Genomic DNA, 19439 nt, shown 5'->3' with positions numbered 1-19439 from the left:
CTGTGTAGCGTATAAAAACGGTAACGTGGGGTCTACGCGTTCGCCTCTTCGATTGCGGCGTTGAGGTCTTCGAGGGCCGTCTCCATCTGCTCCTGCGTCCGCGGAACGTAGCCGACCTGCCCAGCGACGACGTCCTCGTTTCCGGACTGTTCGACGAAGTACCGGCAGAACTCGGCGATGTGGTCCTGTTCGAGCGCGCTCATCGCCGGGTAAGTGTAGAGGTCACGCGCCAGCGGGGTGTACTCGCCGTTGGCTGCCGTATCGAGGCCTGGTTCGACCGGCCCGTCGCCGTCGTCGACAGCGACAGCCGTCACGGCATCGGGGTTGTTGTAGTAGTAGGAGAACCCGAAGTAGCCGATGGCGTACTGGCTGCCCTGCACACCCTGAACGATTGTCCGGTCGTTCTCGGTGGGCTCGTAGTCCTGCGTGTGAGCGCCCTCCTCACCCATGATGTTCTCGGTGAAGTAGTCGAAGGTTCCGGAGGTTTCGGCCGCACCGAAGCGCTCGATCTCCTCGTCGGGCCACTCGGAGTTGATGTCGGCCCAGGTCTGTCCGGATTCCGCTTCCGGACCCCAGATCTGTGCGAGCTCGTCGACGGTCATCTCGGTCGCCCAGTCGTTCTCGTTGTTGATGACGACCGTCAGCGCGTCAGTTGCGACCGTGATTTCGTGGGCGGTGATACCCTGGTCGGCACAGTTCTCCTTCTCGCCGTCCTTCATCGGGCGCGAGGCGTTGTTGATGTCGGACTCGCCGGGACAGAAGAAGTTCTCGAAGCCGCCACCGGAGCCGGTCGACTGGATGCTGATATCGACATCACCGTGCATCTTCTGGAACTCTTCCGCAACAGCTGTCGCGAGCGGGAACACCGTCGACGAACCCGTAATGTCGATCGTACCCGAGAGGCTCTGGCTCTCCGTTGCGGTGTCCTCGGACATCCCGTCGCTGCTCTCGCCGTCACTCCCTCCACTGCTTCCGTCACCGCTGCTTCCGTCGCCGCTTCCCCCGTCACTGTCACCACTGCTACTGCCCTCGCTGCACCCGGCGATTGCAGCGATGCCGGTCGCGCCTGTCGTTGCGATAAATTTCCGCCGCGATACGCGGTCTGACAGCCCGTTTGAGTCGTGCGCCATCACCAGAGTCCAGCGGGACAGCCAATAAGTAACCTGCTAAGAGAGATATATCGTCTGTGGTATTACTATATAGATATAGTGTGGTAAACACCCGCAAACGAGCGGACATATATCAACATAACCGTCGATTTGAGCCGCCAAAGCTCCGAATACGTTACGTATGAATACCTGCTCAGGTACAGGTGTTTTAGCCGTCTGTACTACCTATACTCACGAATACCGTCGCCGAGTTGTCGTTTATCCGGCGAATATGTCCCCGAATATTAGACATCCAATATAGTATATAGATATGAGTGGATTTATATCATCCCGTGAAAGAGTGCCAGTCACATGGAGACACGCAAGGTCCAGGTGACGGGCGGGTCGACATACACTGTCTCACTACCCAAAGAGTGGGCGACAGAGAACGACGTGAGCGCGGGCAGCGTCGTCGAGTTCCACGCCGAGCGGGACCTGCTGTTGCTCGCTCCACAGCGTGACAACGGCCGCGTGGAGGGGTGTCTCGACGTGGAGGGACTGGAAAACAGGCACGAACTCACGCGGGCCGTGATGACGATGTACGTCAGCGGCTTCGACATCATCCAGCTCGAAGCCTCGCGGATCACGGCTGAACAGCGACGGATCATCCGCGACGCGACGCAGGGACTGGTCGGCCTGGAGATGATCGAGGAGACGACCGACCGGGTCGTCCTGCAGGACTTGCTAGATTCGTCGGAGCTGTCGGTCCACAACGCCATCACGCGCATGCGACTGGTCTCGCTGACGATGCTTTCCGACGCCGTCGAGGCGCTCATCGAGGACGACGACGACCTCGCAGCGGACGTGATGCAACGCGACGACGACGTGGACCGCCTCTGGTACATGGTCTCGCGCGTGTTCCGAACCGTCCTCCGCAATCCGACGGCTGCCAACGAGATCGGCTTCCCGCGTGAGACCGTGTTCGATTTCCAGTCCAGCGCCCGCCAGCTCGAACGCATCGCCGACCACGCCACCAAGATCGCCAGCCTCTCCCAGGAGATCGGGGAGATCACCGGCGAAACCGCCGACCTGCTCGACCAACTGGAATCCGAGGCCGTCGCCGTCCCCGAAACCGCCATGGACGCCCTGTTGACCGAGGACTCCGACGAGGCCGTCGAACTGGCAAACGAGGCCCGCAGCCAGATTCCCGACGTGGACGGGACCGCCCGCGAAGTCGACGGCCAGATCCGCGAGTTCGACCCACAGAGTGCGCAGGTACTGGGCCTCGTTGTTGACTCGCTGTCACGGACCGCCGACTACGGCGGCAACATCGCCGAGAGCGCGCTCCAGAAAGCCGCGCCGCGACCACAGTCCTGACAACAGGAGAAGAACGCTAGACAGTCGTCCTGCGACCTCAGCTCGTCGACACCAGACAGTGACGGCGGTGTCGCCTGATCGTGTCGAGGCAGGCGACGATGTCGGCAAGCGCCGGACACGTCACTGAACAGTCTCCGTAGAGATACCGGACGAGACTGGTCCCGTCGATGCCCGAGAGAGCAGCGGCCGACCGGCTGTGGAGTTGGCGTTGGCGGGTCGCTGCCACCGCCTCGCAATCGGCTTCGATTTCGGCTAACTGGTCGTCGATGCTGTCGAGACGAGCGGGATCGGTCGTCCGGCGTGCGTTCGCACCGAGTGCGGCCCCGCGGCGTTCACAGTCGTCAAGCGTTGCTCGTACTGACTGTAGCGACTCCTGCTCGCGTTCGAGTTCCGGGAGCAGCGTCTCGCGTTCGTCGCGTGCCCCCTCGCTCGCAGTCAGGAGTGCCTCGTACAACTGCGGCGTCAGGCGCGTGCCCGTGGCGATCTGGGTGCCGAGTTCCGGCCCGAACTCCATCGACATGTTCGCTTCCAGCGAATCGTCGTACTCGGCTTCGAAGTGTGGCACAGCCATGACTGTCTCTCGGTAGGCCTCCCGGACGGCACGCAGGCTGGTATCGGGTTTCGGCTGCCGCGCGCTGAGCACTGACGCCCCACCCGCTGACGTGTCGACGGTGCCCGCGGGCTGTGCCGTCGGTTCGATAGACACGATGCGGGCCCGAAAGCGTCTGAAGGCCGTCAGTTCGGCCTCGATACAGTCCCTCTCTCGCTGGACGACGGCGAGTGCCTGCTCGACTCGCGGCTGGCTTGTCTCGGTGTCAGACACGGGATGTTCGACCGGAGAATCGGAGATCGTCGTATAGGTATTTTATATGTTCGATATATAGTCGACTGTACCGCTACCGTCGAATGAACAGCATCGTCAACGGATGCACTTTGATAGGGGTGCGAGTACCGCTCGGTGGTGGCAATGACGAGATGGTGCCCCCGCTGAGTCTAATAATACCTGTGCCGAAGGATAGCGGCCGCTCTACTCACACAGACACTCGTGTCCCTGTGAAGACCGACCGACGACGAATGCATGGAGCTCCTGTGCGAGTTCGTACATCGTCTCGGCACGTTCCCCAGCGGCGAGTCCATCCTGATAGTACGTCTTTGCACGGTGGTCGCGCCACAGTTCCGCGAGGTCGTCCGCTATCGATTCCGAAAAGATACCCGCCGTCGCTGCTTCTCGATAGACGCCCGGATGCGTCCCGGGCAGGTCAGCCGGATCCATCGTCCCTCGTTCGAGGAGTCTGAACTCGACTGTCCGTTCTATCGCGACGAACGACGCTTCGATGACGAGCGTGTAGTAGCTCTGCTCTCGAAGCGACCTCCCACCGGCAAGTAATCGACACGCCTTCCGAAGCTGGAGCAGAGCGGCGTCGGACACGTTGAGCCCCGTTTCGATGTCGGTCGGACGCCGGTCGAACGCGGCCTGTGCGTCGTTGAGGAGTTACTCGATACGCGTACTACTCATCGGCAAACACCGCCTTGCGAATCGACTGGAGTCGCTCGCCACCAACCACGGTGATACCCTCTTCGAATATCTCTCTCAACTTCGATCCCGCTCGGGTTGCACTGTCGACGGATTCGACGTAGGGCTCGAACGCGAAACGGTCGCCGTCGAAGCGCTCCTTGGAGAGATCAGCCACCACGTCGGTCACGAGTCTTCTGGCTGTCGTTCGATCACCGTCGACGACGACGAACAGGTCGATGTCGCTCCGTCTATCTGCCTCGCCACGAGCGACACTACCGAAAACGAGGATGCCGACGAGGTCCTGAACGTCGTCGCTCTCGCCGATTTTGTCCCGGACGCGCTCGACGAACGCACGGACCGGATCGTGAAACTCGGTCTGTTCGATAGTCAGTACCGGGTCGTTCTTCTGCAGGCGCTCGGGGTCGATAGAGACGTAGTTGCGCTGTGGCGTCTCGCGCACTCGAACGACGCCGAGGCTATCGAGCAGGTCGACTGCACGCCAAACCGTCGAGCGGGCGGCACCCGTCGTATCGACGAGTTCGGGAATCGTAAACTCCGTCTCGTGGGCGTCAACCAACAGGTCGAGTATATCGTCGGCCGCACTGATACGGAACGTGTCGGTCCCAGTATCGACGTCGATACAGACCGTGGTTCGCTGTTTCGTTACCTCGGACACTGTCCGATAGTGCGCAACGAGGTATAAAATAAGTTGTGCAACTGTCAGCCCATGGCTGTCTGAGTTACTGGCTGGATCAACGTCTGTCCCACTCGTCCGTCAACAAACGAGTTTTTCACAGAGAGGAGTCTACACCGTGATGGTGGCGATGACGAGATGTTACCCCCGCTGAGCCCCGGTTTCTATTAATAGATTAGCAACCTGTCGAAACCGTGGGCACTACTGGCTATGCAGACTCGCGGCCAAACCTAATTGAGAGTGGTGATGGAACCGCCTGTTGATATTGTAGGCATCTGCTGAATATCCGTCTCAATTTAGTACTCCACTCAGAATCCGCGTGACTTGATCTGAACTGACATAAGAATAATACTGAAGGCAAGTTAGCTTGGAATTGATATCGTGTGTGAATTTGTCTTTGATCCCAAGCTCTGGCCGAAACAGGTAGAAATGATGGATGAGCCGTGGGAATGCCCTTATCCTGAGTTGGATGGATTTGACTATTGCGTCTTCCATATCCACCCACTAACAAGAGAGCTTATTTTGACACACAAACCGAGGTGAGGATTGAGCAGGTTAGAGCGGTCAGATCAACTGGCTTAGTCCAAATCATATGTACCGCACTCAGAAGCATAGACCTATCTATACTCTCGAAGATGGTCTTGGAAAATTCTCAGATTCAAATTGGATATTCGACCATAGGACAAGTCAACGCCTCCAAATCCACATTTACTAATTATATTGCAATTGAAGACTGTCGCGTGAGCCAGTTTGTATCTGATTATTCTACCTTCAATTCTGGATTGAGAATTCAAGAATCTGCCATATCAGACTTTCAACTGTCGGAAGCCGAAATCAATCGAAAAGCAACATTTGCTGGTACGATGTTTCGAGAAAGTAAGTTTACAGATACTTGTTTTAATGAAACAGTTTCATTCTGCGAAAGAATTCCTGATGAAACACCATTGATTGAAGCTAATGATTTTCTTGGAAAACAAGCCTGTGTGTTCCTGACCACGCCACTATTTATGGGAACTGAATTTAACGCAGGAGCCATATTCAATAAGGTTAAATTCCAGACTGGGGCCAATTTTAATCATGCTGAATTCAATAGTGGCTGTTCATTTGAGGATGCCGAGTTTCAGATTGGATGCCACTTCGGATTTGCAGAATTCAACGAGGAAACGTCTTTTGTAGGTGCTGAACTGGGGACGGCAAATTTCGAAAAGACAGACTTTCACGGTCCAGCAATCTTTGACCAAGCGAGTATCGGTTCTGGCCGGACCTACTCTAAGCGACACAACGTTCGAAACCACGCATTAGCCGAAGGTGTTTCATCAAACGAAGTAGAGTGTAGCTCAAATCTATTAGATGATTTTGTGTTTGGCGATGGAATCGTATCTGTAGCTGGCAAAGCAGCCTCTTTCGACAACACACAAGCTGAAGATCTGATGAAAGCCCGTAAGGTGGATTCCGAAGGCATGATCACCGCGTTTAGCGCCCATTTCTATTTTCTCAACTTAGGTTTGATATTTGAATCTTCGTCACCCACAATCAGTTTCTATGGCTCAGAAATCGATGGCGGAATAATCCGTATTTCTGATGAAAGCAGCTTCTATGAATGGGTCAATACAACTGTGGGTGATGTCTCTATAGTGTCTAGTATTGACAAGAATCCATTTAAAAACATCCTAATTGAGAATACCCGATTCAACGGGTTTGAGTTCTCAGACTATCGGGAGGAACTGAGAGACCTGGACTGGAATATCGATGGCTACGTTCACGATGGTGAACATGAGCATTCTGATCGGAGGGAAACAACATACGCCAAAGCCAAGTCTGGTGCTTGAAATCCGGGAAATGTTGCAACAACTCAGAAGCAGCAATAACGAATCTCTCAGTCGATATCAGAGAACCATGCCAACCGTTCTATGACACCCTGAGTATTGGCTGTCAATGCAGTGTATTCTGGGAAGTTGTTTACATATATAGAAACGGGTAACTAAACTGCGCCCATTTATTAATTCTACAATAAATCAAGGATATTGTCTTCATCTAAATCAAAGGGAGATATGTTAGTCACTATAATCTCAGAAGCAACGGTTCGGTGTGCTGAGTCACTGTTGATTACTCTATCTGCGGTCACATCTATGACCCGAAATGACTCTGGGACCTTGTCATCATTATACAACGATTTAGCTGTTCTTGAATTCGTGATTAAGAGATTTACTCCTTTTTTATCGAGTCGGACTGCAAGATTACGAAGGTCATCTTGTTCTTCGGACTCATATGGTTTCTTATTGTATTTATTAAAGCTTTGAGCCCCAGACAATTTCTGATACGGTGGATCAAAGTATACCAGATCGTTCTGCTCTACGATACTCTCGATGTGCATAAAGTCATCTGCAGCAAGCGTTGCTGATTGTAAGACCTCATATGTACGACGGATATGATCTGGTTCTACGCTTGGATCTGTTTTTTGTCGTCCATATGGAACGTTGAAATCGCCTTGTTCATTTTCTCGATATAGGCCATTGAAGCAAGTCTGATTCAAATAATAAAAGAGCCCGGCTTCCCTGAGTAAAGAGCCTGTAATCTCATCGTTGTTCCGTATATCATTAAATTCCTCTCGGCGTTGGTAGTATAGTTCCTCGGAATGGTTGCGAACTAATTCGCCGATGACCCCAATCAGCTCTTCCGGTCGTTGTTGTACTTGGGTATAGAAGTTGATCAGCCGTTCATTGACATCACTAATATAGGCCTCAGTGGGTTCAAGTTCGAAGAATACTGCACCCCCTCCGACAAACGGTTCGAAGTAACGGTTATATTGAGATTCTTTAGGTATCCGATCCAGAATTTTGTCCAGTATCTGTCTCTTCCCCCCCGCCCATTTCAATATTGGTGTAACCATGATTTAGGTTTGATTTTGAAGTACAATCTTTTGTTGTAAGAGTCAAAAATAGCGATCTATTATTCGTCGACGAGAGACTCGAGATGATCTTTGAGTTCTTCCCAGACGACCTCGTCTGCGGTGTCTGATGACAAATCTAAGCCTTTGCTAATCACTCTTCGTTCACACTCCATGAGTTTTGCAACTTTCTGTTCATCGGTATCTCGACCGAGTACTAAATAGATCTCTGCTTTATCATCGGTTCGTTCCTTCGAGACTGTCTTCTTCGATGTCGCTACCGTACTCGAATAATTACTGGACAAGCTTTCTTGATCATCAGAAGTACTGAGTTTTTCAAATGTACCCGGGACTTCCTCTGGGAGTGTACCTACCTTTTCTAAGCTCTTCTCCGTATTTTGTTCGATGTACTGCTTGTATATCGGTTCCTCCCAGTCTTCCAACTCCTCAGTATAGACAAGACCCGCACTGATGTGGGTCCGTGCAAGTTCTTTGATTTTACCGATTGTTTGGAATGGCTCACTAACGACCTCATCTGGTGGCGTCGACGCCGGAGTGAGTGTATCCGTATCTGTTTCACATTCCGTCTGTAGCTGCAATTCGTAAGCTGGTAATTGCCATTCCTCGAATGAATCTTCGCAATTGATTCGTAGGGCAGCATGTGCAATAGCAGCATCAATCGTCGATTGAATTTCTGGAAGATCTGTGTTCGGCTTATGATTTGTCCCCACCTGCTTTCGATCCTCGTAATTGTGGACGATCGGGGACCCACCATTCGGTGCCTGAGTATGATCCGAGTGATACGGTTCAACAAAGGCTCTTGGCACCTTATCTGCATCCAAGATGTAATAGGGTTCAACGGTACGGCGCAGCCAATTGTATACTCCACGCGTAGATTCTGTCCCCCGCATAATCGGATTATATCTGTCTATTGCAGACTTTTGAGTATCCCAGGGGAGCAAGCGGCCGTCTGCTTCTGTTTTGAGTTCTACGATTACTTTCAAACGTTCATGTCGGGCCATAAACTTCCCAATGCCTTCGGGTCCGGTTCCAAACCCACCCACTTCATTGCGAAGACCAGATGCAATTTTCCGTTGCTGAATATAGATATCTGTACCGACGTTATCTGCTGTTTTCTTCCTAAGAAGACCAACAGTGATCGACAGAGAAATTGGCTCATTCGATTCGGGATGCTCAATTTTGATGTCCTCGTAGCGTCGAGGTGCCAGCCCGTCAAATGGAGTGTATGACCACTCTGGGAGACCCTCTGCCTCGACAGGCTTTCCATTGACTGTTATGTCGAGATCATATGTTGTCCCTCGAATTTGCTGGAGCTCATCACTTAAAAAGAAGTTATAAGCTCTACCCAACGCTGAACACAAACTATCTGTATTTTTTTCAGTCCAATTATAATTCAAATCCTCAATTCGAATCTCAGTCGTCCCTGACTCTATGTCTTCATCTTCATAAATTGGCACAGACCAATCAGTATCGTTTTCGAACCACTCTTCCGTGATCCTATACATCCAGCCCTCATTCTCATCTATATGACGAGAGCGGATCCGAAACGGAATTCCAAGATTAACTAAACTCTTCTTTGCGCCTACACCAAACGTACCAATAAGTCCTTGTGAATTATTTTTAGCTGTTTGGCCTAAGCCAAAGAGCATCGATGACTCGTCACGTGGCACTCCACCAGTATCGTCTCGTATGACTAATTCCGTCCTGTCGCCGTCTTCTACAGTGAAAATCTCAAGATTGGCTTGTCCAGACTGATTATTATTTCTCTTCCACGCATCAATCGAGTTATCGCAAAGCTCCAGGCAGGCCGATTCCAAAGTAACATCTGATTTCAACGCTTTCAGAGTGTCTTTTGTCGGAAGAAGTTGTGCTCGTTCCCGACTTAGGTCCTGCGCTGTCTGCTGAGTCACGTACTATCTGCTCGATCCTAGGCAAATAAATATATCGGGGTAGAGTAAGCCCTATACTAGAACATTGTATAATATTACCCCAGTGGTTACGTGGGAGTGAATATATCGACTGTGTCTGACTGCTCGTAATTTGTTAGGATGATATCTGTGTCACCAATATCTGTGCGTTCATCAAATGTACTACTTATCATTCGAGCTCCCTCGAGATTGTATTGCTCAAACTCTTCTGAGACACCTACCTCGTCATAGATGTCTATAATTTCATCTGAAGGCTCATTTGTTATCACAACGTAAGCACCCTTAGAATCTAATTCGACTGCTAATTCGGCTAGCTCTCGTTGTTGATCCAAGCTAAACCGACTCGGATGATAGTCTTGGAAACTATCTTTCTCTGGGCCTGCAGGATATGGTGGATCAAGAAATACCAAGTCGTTTTCACCCGCCGATTCTAGACAGTCTCTATAATCTCCTACATCCAGCTCTGCATTAGTCAAGCATTTTTGTGCCTCATGGATTCGTCTCTCGAGGATTCGCATTTTTGTCCATTGGCGACCAATTGGAACATTAAAATCTCCATCCTGATTGGTTCTATATAATCCATTCCAGCAGGTTCGATTAAGGAAAAAGAAGAGAATAGCTTCACGTTCGAGATCCGAACAATTCCCTTCCGAATCTCGGAGGCTATTGAATTCCTCCCGCTTGCGCTCGTAGAACTCGACTCGCAACTTATCAGTGTTTTTAGGATCCTCTGGAATTTGATCTAAGCTCTCCTTGTGATCAAAGTTTTTAAACTCGCTGAGCTTACGCTGTTGTTGGGATACAATCCCTTCGAGCTGTTTATCGAGTTCCTTGTTTCGGTTTATAATTCTGTTTGGGTTGTCTCTTAGCTGTCGATAGAAATTAATCAGTTTAGGATTAATGTCACTAATTTTAGCTTGTTGTGGCTCATAAGCAAAGAAGACACTCCCGCCTCCGAAGAATGGCTCGTAATATGTGTCTATTTCAGATTTGGGTGGGATATGTTGGTATATTTCATCCAAATGCTGTCTTTTCCCACCTGCCCATCTTAGGACGGGTTCAGCCATAAGTGACGATTAGAGGCCAGCAGTAAAACTCGTCTGTTGTAAGATTTATTGTGTAGTTGTACCATGACTACGATTTTCAGTACTCGACATACTATGTCGTAATTGTTGTCTGAGTTTTGATTTATTATGCCCTGCTATTTTCCATAATGCGCTAAGTTTATTGAGTTCGGATCCACTTATTGACTTAGTTACTACCACATGGTTTCAGTGGATTCCAGTCACACTCTGTTTGAACTTCTTCGGTCATGTAAGATGGGGGAAGCAGGAGCAATTGTTGGTGGCCACATCGATCGCAATGACCTCCGTCAGGGGCTTTATATCTCTACAGAAGAAGATGATTTTGTCAATTCTTTCTTCGTGGATGATTACGCCAAAGATGGAAAATTATTGCTCATTACGGGGAGTGCAGGTGATGGAAAAAGTGCTCTTCTCTCTCGTGCGTTTTTAGAAGCACAGCAACAGGGGATAAACTCGCTAACGGAAGACCAAATTCACATGGATGCTACTGCATCCACAGAGAAAACAGAGACCTACGATAAGACTCTCGACCAGTTCTTTGATCGCGTCAAGGCAAATCTGGACTCGGGGACTGGCCCTCGCTCCGGTGTCGCGATCAATCTCGGTCTCGCTATCGACTTCTTCGAACGGAAGGGATACAAGCAAAAATACCCTGATCTGTGGGATGCTATCGAGCACGCAAAGTCACGGGGGAAGTATGAGACTGAATCGATAAAAGTGCTTAATCTTAGTCATCGGACTCTCTTTGAGACACATCCTGATCACTTCGGAGATGGCTTGCTTCGAGATATCGTCGACAAATTTGACGCAAGCGATCCTAAAAGCCCCTTCCACGAAGCGTATCAGAGTGAGAAAGAGGCCTGTCCGGCGGGTATGAAGTGTCCTTTACATTATAATGTCGCGCGGTTCACCGACGATAACGTTCGGAAACATGTTACACAACTCCTTGCAGCCAAGAGTATCATAGAAAATTCATACCTGAACCCTCGACGAATCCTTGATCATTTAGCCTCTATACTACTTCCTGTCCCCCTAGAAAAGGCTGCAAAGACGGACTCTGCTTGTCCTATCGGGGCTGCTGTACAATCTAACAAAAAAATAACTGCTGAGATGTTGCTCTGGAATAGTGCGTTCGAAATTATTGACAACCACGATAGTGATCACAGCGGCAACCTGGATCCTTCAGCGCAAGCAAACCGAGAGATTGATCTCGAAATTCTTGAATGGGTTGCTAACCCTACGACGATGGACGAATTGATCGGCGAGCATCCTCAGCTCCACAATTTCGAGAGAGAAACAAAAGTCCAAACGACCCTTCGAAAGCTGTATTTGGAAGGTGACAAACGCAATGATATTCGAACAGCTATCGACTGGTCTTGGTTCAATGACTTCTTAGGTGCCTATACATTCTTCAACCGGGGTGACGTATCTGATGGCCCAGTCGATGAAGCGTTGCGAGAGAGCGCACGCAGTATGAATTCCACTCTAAAACAGGCTCTCAAATCCTGGAGCGGAAGACATGCCGACGGAGAGTTCATAGAGTTCATAGATGGGATCAAAACCCCAGAGTACCGGTTTCTCGCTCAGTGGTCGAATCCATCGCCTGACTTGGAAAAGTCCCGCAAGAGAACAAAACGCGAAACACTACCGGGACAGCTTTGGTTTGTTCTGCAACCCCAACAATCAGATAACGAGGTACCAGTACCCATATCCTTCGAACTGTATATCCTTATGAAACGTATTAGTAAAGGTTACAATCCAAACGTCAGAGATCTCGAGCGATCAGAGGGAATTCGACTCATCCACTCTCGACTCTCCGAGTTCACTAAAAAAGAGAAGTCGGTAAAAGTAATCGACAAGAATGGTTCAACGCTACTCACCGTGACAGAAGATGCATTCGATGGAATCAGCGTGAAAGGGGGCAACCAATGACTGACCGATCGATTCGTGAGATTCCATCGATCGAATCAACCAGTAGTCGCGTGATTCAAGATGGACTGTTTCCGACTTCACCCGCCCCAACTGTCCGTGAGACCATCTTCTCCGAAATCCTAGCGAATGTATTGGGTGCTAATCCACCGATTGATACGGTCGATGAATTCCACAATAATGTCCAGGAGTATGGACCATTTGACTCTGAGCAAGATGTCGAAACTGCATGGAATATCTTTACTTCAACGTACACAACGACCGGAAAGCAAGGCTCTAACCGTGGAAAGAAGGCAAAACAGTATATGGTCCCTTTTCACCCATCTATCGCGAAATGCATCAAGCCCAAGGAGTCTCGAAATTGGGGTAAATGGTACACGATGTTGATGACAACGGAGGATGGTAGCTTCAATTCCTCACTACATGAGTCATTCGTCAACCGACTCAATCAACAGTCACCTTCGAATATATTTGAGCAGGTGTTTGTCGACGTCGCGGATAAAATCACTGAAGACTCAGAAAACACGGGCGAACCAGATCCTATTCGGCCCTATGTCGCAGACCTATCTGACTCGTTCCAAGAGGATCTACAGGCTTGGCTGACTGACGAACATGACTCGCCGTCTAACTGGTTGCAGTCCGCTCGTGATCTTTTTAGTTTGCACTTCATGAACTACTACTTGCAACTTGCAGTCAATCTCAGGAAGGAATTCTCACAATTAGGAGATGATCCAGAGAACTCGTTTACTCCGGAGATTGTCGATATTCATTTTGGATTGTGGAATGAGACCGCCAGCCAAGATCGCCGCTTTACCAAGGAGTATAGAGAGCGTGACGGTGATGGGATCGAACGGGATATCTATGATTCGTGGGGTCGACTTACAGCACTTAGTATCATTGCCAAGACTGTTGAAGAGAGTGAATACGAATACTCAAAGAAAGCCTACACGCTGTCCGAAGCAGTACAGCTACCAGATGACATCAAACAGCAATGTGTTGAAAACATAGAGGCCCACTTTCCTGAAAGCGAGCGCAACTTAGAGGTCGACCTCGTTACTTCTGCCCGACGACTTGCTATGGGTGTTCAGCAACACTACGAGGAAAGGCCTCGATCGAATCAAACTCCTATCACTGCCGGTATTAATGTTATCCGGCAGTTGGGTGATGGTAAAGAGCGAAAATACTGGAGAACTCAGCGAGGGATTGGCCCAACTCTGCGCCTAAATCAAGCCGCATTGCGTTTCCTCGCACGGCTCTTCATACTTGCCGAAAACGATAATCACTACGATATGTTCATACAATATTTAAAAAACCGTGGTATATACCTCGATTCAGAAAGCCAGAGCATCGCACTCAATGAACTCGAAGACATGGGTATGATCGATCGCCAGAGCGATAGTGGAGGTGCCGTATATGTCCGGACAATTTGAACGCTACTTAGTTGAGCATCTTAGGGAATTCTTGGTTTCCCGGCCCCCAAATCCAGGACAAATCCTGCTTGCCAAATTCGATAGTACGTCTATAACAGATCAATTTGCAAACATCTTGGTTGAAGAGCTTGCTGGTGATGGGCCTTCTGTAGAGGTCGACGGCAATGAAATCTCGTTACCAGTCTATATGCCTGATAATGGCGTTCCGACATATATTCTCCGAGTCAAACCGGAAATCACCGATGATGATCCAGACGATCATGAAGTCGTTCAGGGCTTTGCTACCCAAATGCGGAATCTGATCTCTAAGTCAGCCAATTCTTCGGAGCCCCGTGCTATGCTAATGATATTAGATACTGACTCGAGCTTGGATACATTGGAAGCCTCTGAGGATCTTTTCGCCGAAGACGGCCCAATAAATCTCGAATCCTTCAAAAGAAGCTTGCTAGATCCAAGTGGTATTGATTCTATACAGGGTAGAGCCTTCCTCAAAGGAATAGATCAGGTCATTAGCAGCAAATCGATTCAAACCAGTAATACTGATATACTCGATGCTCTCTGTGAGATTAGAGAGGCAGCAGAGAACGAAGAGTTTGATAAATTCTCTGAACTAATTGGTCGTCTCCCTCAGTTCTTGCATGATGATATGCTGACCGAGCAGTTCCTTAGTGACAAAGAAAATGAGGAAGATCTCGTCGATGCTATTGAGCAAACACTGAATAGCAACTACCAGCACGCAGATAACCTTCGCCGTGCACACAGAGCAGGAGTTGACACAGAAACTCGGCTCAACAAAAATTACGACGATACATTCACTCAAGAAGTCATCGAGTTAGGCGAGTGGTCACGAGCTAAGCATTCAAAAGCTCGCAAATATGAAACAAGTGATAATATCCGCCGGTTTTTAGACTTGGAGATTACTGCCAAACGAGAACGGATCTATACACCACAAAACGATTCTTCGAAAACGCAACAAGCACTTCTCTTGGTTGCCAAAGACGGCGATGTAAGTATTACTGCAGAATTCACCGGAGATCTAGGAAACACTCCATACGAGTGTATTGATTCAAATGGGGATGATATCGGTAGAGTATCAAAGCGTAAAGAGCGTGTTACAGCCTCAATTGAGGGTTTAGACCCAGATATCCCTCACTTTGCTACGTTCAATTTCTATGTGGGGAAAAAAACTACAAGCGGAAAGCCAACACACCAATTCGATCTTGCGATTGTCCCAGAATGGTTTTTCCTTGCCACAGATGGTGACAGTTTCAATATCGATGTGTCAGAAGAGTTGTTGTTACTACCTCGAGATCAGGAACTGCACCTCGATCAACTGGAGCGAATCGATTTCAACTTCGAATCTAAAGAAGTAGAAATTACAGAAACCGGCCAGACAGTTCGCTTCAATAGTGAACTCACGATAAAATCGAACCCCTCTGAGGTAACGGATCGCCTACCATTCTACGTCGCTCGCCCGGAGGGTGTGCCTGTCAAAGTTGCCTTCCTTACTGAACCGGAATTAGTGGAAACTGAGGAGATTGTCCTCCCACTAATGTTGAGTTCCATCGTAAACCCGACCCGATGGACTGGCGAACCGTTGATGCTGCCAGACCAGTTTACTATTGACTCTAGTCGTGGCGAAATATATCAGACATCCGGTGAGAGTGTCCGATTAGAAGACTCAGACTTAGAGCTCTTACAAATTGAAGAGCAGTTCTTGGATGGCGGCTCTCCCCTTGGACGAGAAGTCCAAGAGGATTCTCTTGGCTATGGACAAGAAATCGAGCACTCCACACCTATTCCTGAGCCGCTGTTAGAGGCTTATCAAAACCTATTTGATCATTTCAGCGACCGCAAGCGAACTCCGTCGACAGATAAATGGGACAAGCCAACCCAAGAATTGGTTCAGAAAGTACTGGAAGCTTATATCGATGCAGCCGAGGAGAAAGGCTCAAGCAAGACGTTCAGCCCATCAGCCCCATTACGATCACTTGGCACGATCCAATCGACAACCAGTCAAAAAATCTGGTTGACTCCGTTCCATCCAGTGCTCTTGGCATACGGGCTCCGAATTGCTGAGTGGCGGGATACCGAGCTCCAAGGAACAGTCGAGAAAGGGTTCCGACGCAATGAGTTTGTCGACAAGTTTAGCCCGTCGGGGATCTTACCATATAGAAATTCCGACAATTCTGAGACACTCCTGCGGGGCCTAAGATACCGTGACAACCCACTCTGGCAAATCTACTCACCAGTTGAGGCACCTGGGGCGGTAACACCGTCTTATATGGAGCGAGTGATCCGCGATAAGCTATTTACATTCGTGCAAGCGTTCCCCACTCTCTTCTCGCTGCACTCCGAGCGACACATGGTGATCAATCTGATCAATATGGGCGACTTGGAGTCAGTCATTAAAGGCCTGTTTAAATTCTACAAGAAAATTGCGTCCTCAGAATTTGACTCTCCGACAATCCTGCTCCGGATCTATGGGGGCGATGGAGAAGGTGAATCTCTCGATCAGTTCTTCAATAATTCCTCTGAGTCACGTCTTCGATCAACCTTGGAAAATAAGGACGACCAGCTTGTGGATACACTTCGACGGAAAGTCCACTACATCCATGCTGGTGAATATAAGGAAGACAATCAAAAGCCAGCCCACATTACGTTCTTTAGAGGGCTCTTGGAAGAACGGGCAGGCATTAACACTGAACTCGGTGATTTGCCGTCTGGAATGCTTAAGCAAGGGCTCTTCTCACAGGAGTCGATTGATGTTGGAGACTCACCAGAAGGTATGGTCTACACTGTCGGGTTTAGTTGTGATGATGATGAAAAGGAATTGATCCACAATGTGGCCCGTGTTGCGAACGCGCTGGAGGCAGGCGTGGCTCAAGATTCCTACCAATTAGGACAGGCACCAAAGAAGCGGATTGAGTCTTCCCAGGATACGAACCTTTCGAAACTGTGGGAAAACTCACTGTGGGTGGCTCACGTTCAGCCGAATGTGGGAATTGAGTTTTATCTTCGGTCTGAAGCGGAGATGCAACGCGAGACTGGACAGCTGATGATCCATTACAGCGACCAATACGACCAATCATCCCCGAACTACGATGTCATCACTTCGACTAACAAACGGGATCCATACCTGATGTCACTGAGACGTGTCCTCAAGGAGTCTGAGTTATCTGGACAACTGGATGCTGAGGATGTTTTGTCTACTCTTGTCGGGATTGACGGTGATCTCGCACTCAAGCTCCAACGAGCAAAAGACACTGAAATCGTGGAGTTCATCGGGTTTGTAGGTGGGCTTGCGCTCAGCCAGGAACTCCTGGAGCGGGACCTACCTGACCATGTGTGGGTTCCAATTAGTCTGAATGAGCTGGCACGACACGATCGGTCATACCAAGGTGATGGTACTGGCCTCCTCCAGTTCGATGCACGCGGCAAGGCAAGTGATGATCTCTGCTTTGTCGGAGTCCCGGAGGATCCAACAAACTCCACGCTAAAATTATGGCTTGTCGAAACAAAGGGTGGGACCTCGAAAATCAAGACCGGGCGTGAACAGATCAAAGGTGCACTTGAAAATCTACGTGAGTGGCTTCAGCCAGAGTCACAGCCGGCAGACGAACAGATCCTACTCAGCCAGTTCGGAAAAATAATTCTCGATGTCGCACATCGACTCTATAACTACGAAATATTCTCTGATGAGGACTTGACCAATCTTGAAAATCGAAAGCGAGATCTCCTAGAAGGAGAGTTCGATATATCATTCCTAACGGATATGCAGGGCCACATCGGCGAAGTCATCCGAATCCGACAAAACACATTCCAATCAGATTTCGATACAGACGGTGAAGTGAGATCTATTGAAGCTCCGATCGAAGCTCTTGGTGTTCTTTCTGGAGATGCTATTGAGGAGGTCTTACCGGATCTCAATTTAGCCGATCTCCAGTTCAATACTAACGAATCCAGTATAAATCGAGATCGTAGTGGTGGTTCTGAATCAGAAACAGATGTAGCTGAATCGGATACAGATATCGTCACAGAACCTCATACACAAGACTCTGGTTCTGATAATCTGGAGGCCGTGAGTACCTCGTCCGAAGCAAAACAGAAACCCTCCACTAGTAAGGGTTCCCGGCCAGAACAGACGAAAGACGACAAACCTGAAGAGAGTACAACAGACTCGGATAAAACACGAGATAAGCCAGATACACGTGAAGAATCAAAAGACGATGAGAGTACTGAGGCTACAGTAGACTCAACTGAGCAGAAAGCCGATCAGGATGAACCAGAGGGTTCGACTGCTACTGAGGCCCAAACTACAGATTCAACCGATATCATCACTGATCTCGAGGATAGCCCGACGCCTGAGACAAATATCGATCCTAGTAGTTTGGTTAGTGATCTCAAACGCGCGTTTGATTCTCTTGATATCGATATTCACCCACCGAATCCTGCTTCTGTATCTGTGGGTCCTCGAAAGGTCGGAGTCAATGTTATCCCAAAAGAAAGCCAGAAGACTGGCGGCATCCTCCGTAATTTGGATACTCTGAGTGTTCAGATACAATCACACGGGGATATTGTGGGCACGAGAGTTCCTGAAAAGGGAGCCGTGCGTCTTGAAATACCACACGGCGATCCGCGGGACATCTACCTTTCTGAGGGTCTCGAATCCCTTGGAGACCGTATTAACGATCCCTTGGTCTTCCCGATTGGTGTCGACACTGACAACGAACATCATCTGCTGTCCTTAGTCGACGAGAGGCATGCGCTAATCGGGGGTGCCACAGGATCCGGCAAATCTAATTTCCTTATGACGGTTGTAACCGCTCTGGCCGCCACCCACAATCCAGACGAACTCAATATTAGCCTGATTGATCCGAAGGGCGTCGACTTTGGAGCCTTTGCATCTCTCCCTCATGTACAGCAGGGCGGCTATTTCAATACGCCCGAGGAAGGGACAAACCACCTGCTAAATCTGGTCGAAGAAGAACTACAGCGGCGGCGTGAATATCTCGCAGAGACAGGGGCTTCTTCGTTGGCTGAACTCTACGAAAATAAAGAGGAGTTTGAAGCTGATCTGTTGCCCTTCCATGTGGTTGTCATCGATGAGTACGCAGACCTTCTGATGTCGGTCGACGACAAGAATGCATTCGAGAAGTCGGTGACTCGCCTCGCTCAAATCGGACGAGCACTCGGGATAGTCATTCTGTTAGCGACACAACGGCCGTCTGCAGATATTGTGTCTGGGAAAATCAAAACCAACTTCCCATGTCGAATCAGCTTCCGTCTCCCATCGAATACGGATTCTCGAGTCATTCTGGATGAGCCAGGAGCTGAGGATCTCCAGGGTGCCGGCGATATGATCGTTCATTCACAGTCTGGTACGAAACTCAACCTACAAGGATACTATTTAACACCCGCAGATAGAATGACGCTCATCAATAGCATCTCTGAAAAATACGAGTGATTCACAAAACCAATCAC

General features: G+C 49.4%; 11 protein-coding genes and 1 pseudogene. 5 read left to right on the top strand and 7 right to left on the bottom strand.

Annotated features, from left to right (window positions below; all coding sequences use genetic code 11):
* Window positions 1–32: 32 nt before the first annotated feature.
* Window positions 33–1130, bottom strand: a complete 1098-nt coding sequence (locus ACY9XZ_RS08840; protein WP_463456665.1) for a PstS family phosphate ABC transporter substrate-binding protein — start codon at window positions 1128–1130, stop codon at window positions 33–35.
* A gap of 330 nt (window positions 1131–1460) precedes the next feature.
* Here ACY9XZ_RS08840 and ACY9XZ_RS08835 point away from each other — a divergent pair, with 330 nt between their 5' ends.
* Entirely contained in the window at window positions 1461–2465 is a 1005-nt protein-coding gene (locus tag ACY9XZ_RS08835; protein ID WP_463456664.1) for a PhoU domain-containing protein, read from the top strand.
* 37 nt (window positions 2466–2502) lie between these two features.
* On the opposite strand, the gene ACY9XZ_RS08830 is transcribed toward ACY9XZ_RS08835, so the two are convergent.
* The 3 genes and pseudogenes from ACY9XZ_RS08830 to ACY9XZ_RS08820 form a co-directional block, all read right to left on the bottom strand.
* The gene (locus ACY9XZ_RS08830; RefSeq protein ID WP_463456663.1) at window positions 2503–3288 is read right to left on the bottom strand and encodes a DUF7260 family protein; all 786 of its coding nucleotides are present in this window, start codon (window positions 3286–3288) and stop codon (window positions 2503–2505) included.
* 204 nt (window positions 3289–3492) lie between these two features.
* Window positions 3493–3981 (bottom strand): annotated as a pseudogene (locus ACY9XZ_RS08825) (hypothetical protein).
* Window positions 3974–4657, bottom strand: coding sequence for a nucleotidyltransferase domain-containing protein (locus ACY9XZ_RS08820; protein WP_463456662.1), 684 nt, complete (start codon window positions 4655–4657; stop codon window positions 3974–3976). The pseudogene ACY9XZ_RS08825 and the gene ACY9XZ_RS08820 overlap by 8 nt, the downstream one beginning before the upstream one ends.
* Window positions 4658–5310: 653 nt before the next feature.
* Between ACY9XZ_RS08820 and ACY9XZ_RS08815 the strand changes: the two genes are divergently transcribed.
* Window positions 5311–6504, top strand: coding sequence for a pentapeptide repeat-containing protein (locus tag ACY9XZ_RS08815; protein ID WP_463456661.1), 1194 nt, complete (start codon window positions 5311–5313; stop codon window positions 6502–6504).
* Between the two features lie 176 nt (window positions 6505–6680).
* Here the strand turns inward: ACY9XZ_RS08815 and ACY9XZ_RS08810 are convergent, their stop codons facing one another.
* The 3 genes from ACY9XZ_RS08810 to ACY9XZ_RS08800 form a co-directional block, all read right to left on the bottom strand.
* Entirely contained in the window at window positions 6681–7565 is an 885-nt protein-coding gene (locus ACY9XZ_RS08810) for a DNA adenine methylase (RefSeq protein WP_463456660.1), read from the bottom strand.
* Window positions 7566–7624: 59 nt separating this feature from the next.
* Window positions 7625–9493, bottom strand: a complete 1869-nt coding sequence (locus tag ACY9XZ_RS08805; RefSeq protein ID WP_463456659.1) for an ATP-binding protein — start codon at window positions 9491–9493, stop codon at window positions 7625–7627.
* 86 nt (window positions 9494–9579) lie between these two features.
* Window positions 9580–10578 carry a DNA adenine methylase gene (locus ACY9XZ_RS08800; RefSeq protein WP_463456658.1) on the bottom strand — a complete coding sequence of 333 codons (999 nt, stop codon included), beginning with the start codon at window positions 10576–10578 and terminating at the stop codon, window positions 9580–9582.
* Between the two features lie 252 nt (window positions 10579–10830).
* On the opposite strand from ACY9XZ_RS08800, the gene dptF reads away from it, so the two are divergent.
* Genes dptF through ACY9XZ_RS08785 form a run of 3 tightly spaced genes read left to right on the top strand, consistent with a single transcriptional unit; the run spans window position 10831 to window position 19422 of the window.
* Window positions 10831–12528: a DNA phosphorothioation-dependent restriction protein DptF gene (dptF, locus tag ACY9XZ_RS08795; protein WP_463456657.1), complete on the top strand. Its 1698-nt coding sequence runs from the start codon at window positions 10831–10833 to the stop codon at window positions 12526–12528.
* Window positions 12525–13955 (top strand): DNA phosphorothioation-dependent restriction protein DptG, encoded by a 1431-nt coding sequence (dptG, locus tag ACY9XZ_RS08790; RefSeq protein WP_463456656.1) that lies wholly within the window; start codon window positions 12525–12527, stop codon window positions 13953–13955. Before dptF ends, dptG begins: the two co-directional genes overlap by 4 nt.
* Window positions 13939–19422 carry an FtsK/SpoIIIE domain-containing protein gene (locus ACY9XZ_RS08785; RefSeq protein WP_463456655.1) on the top strand — a complete coding sequence of 1828 codons (5484 nt, stop codon included), beginning with the start codon at window positions 13939–13941 and terminating at the stop codon, window positions 19420–19422. Before dptG ends, ACY9XZ_RS08785 begins: the two co-directional genes overlap by 17 nt.
* Window positions 19423–19439: the final 17 nt, after the last annotated feature.

This window comes from Haloarcula sp. HT12, assembly GCF_055271655.1.
This window is presented reverse-complemented; position numbering and strand designations above follow the sequence as displayed.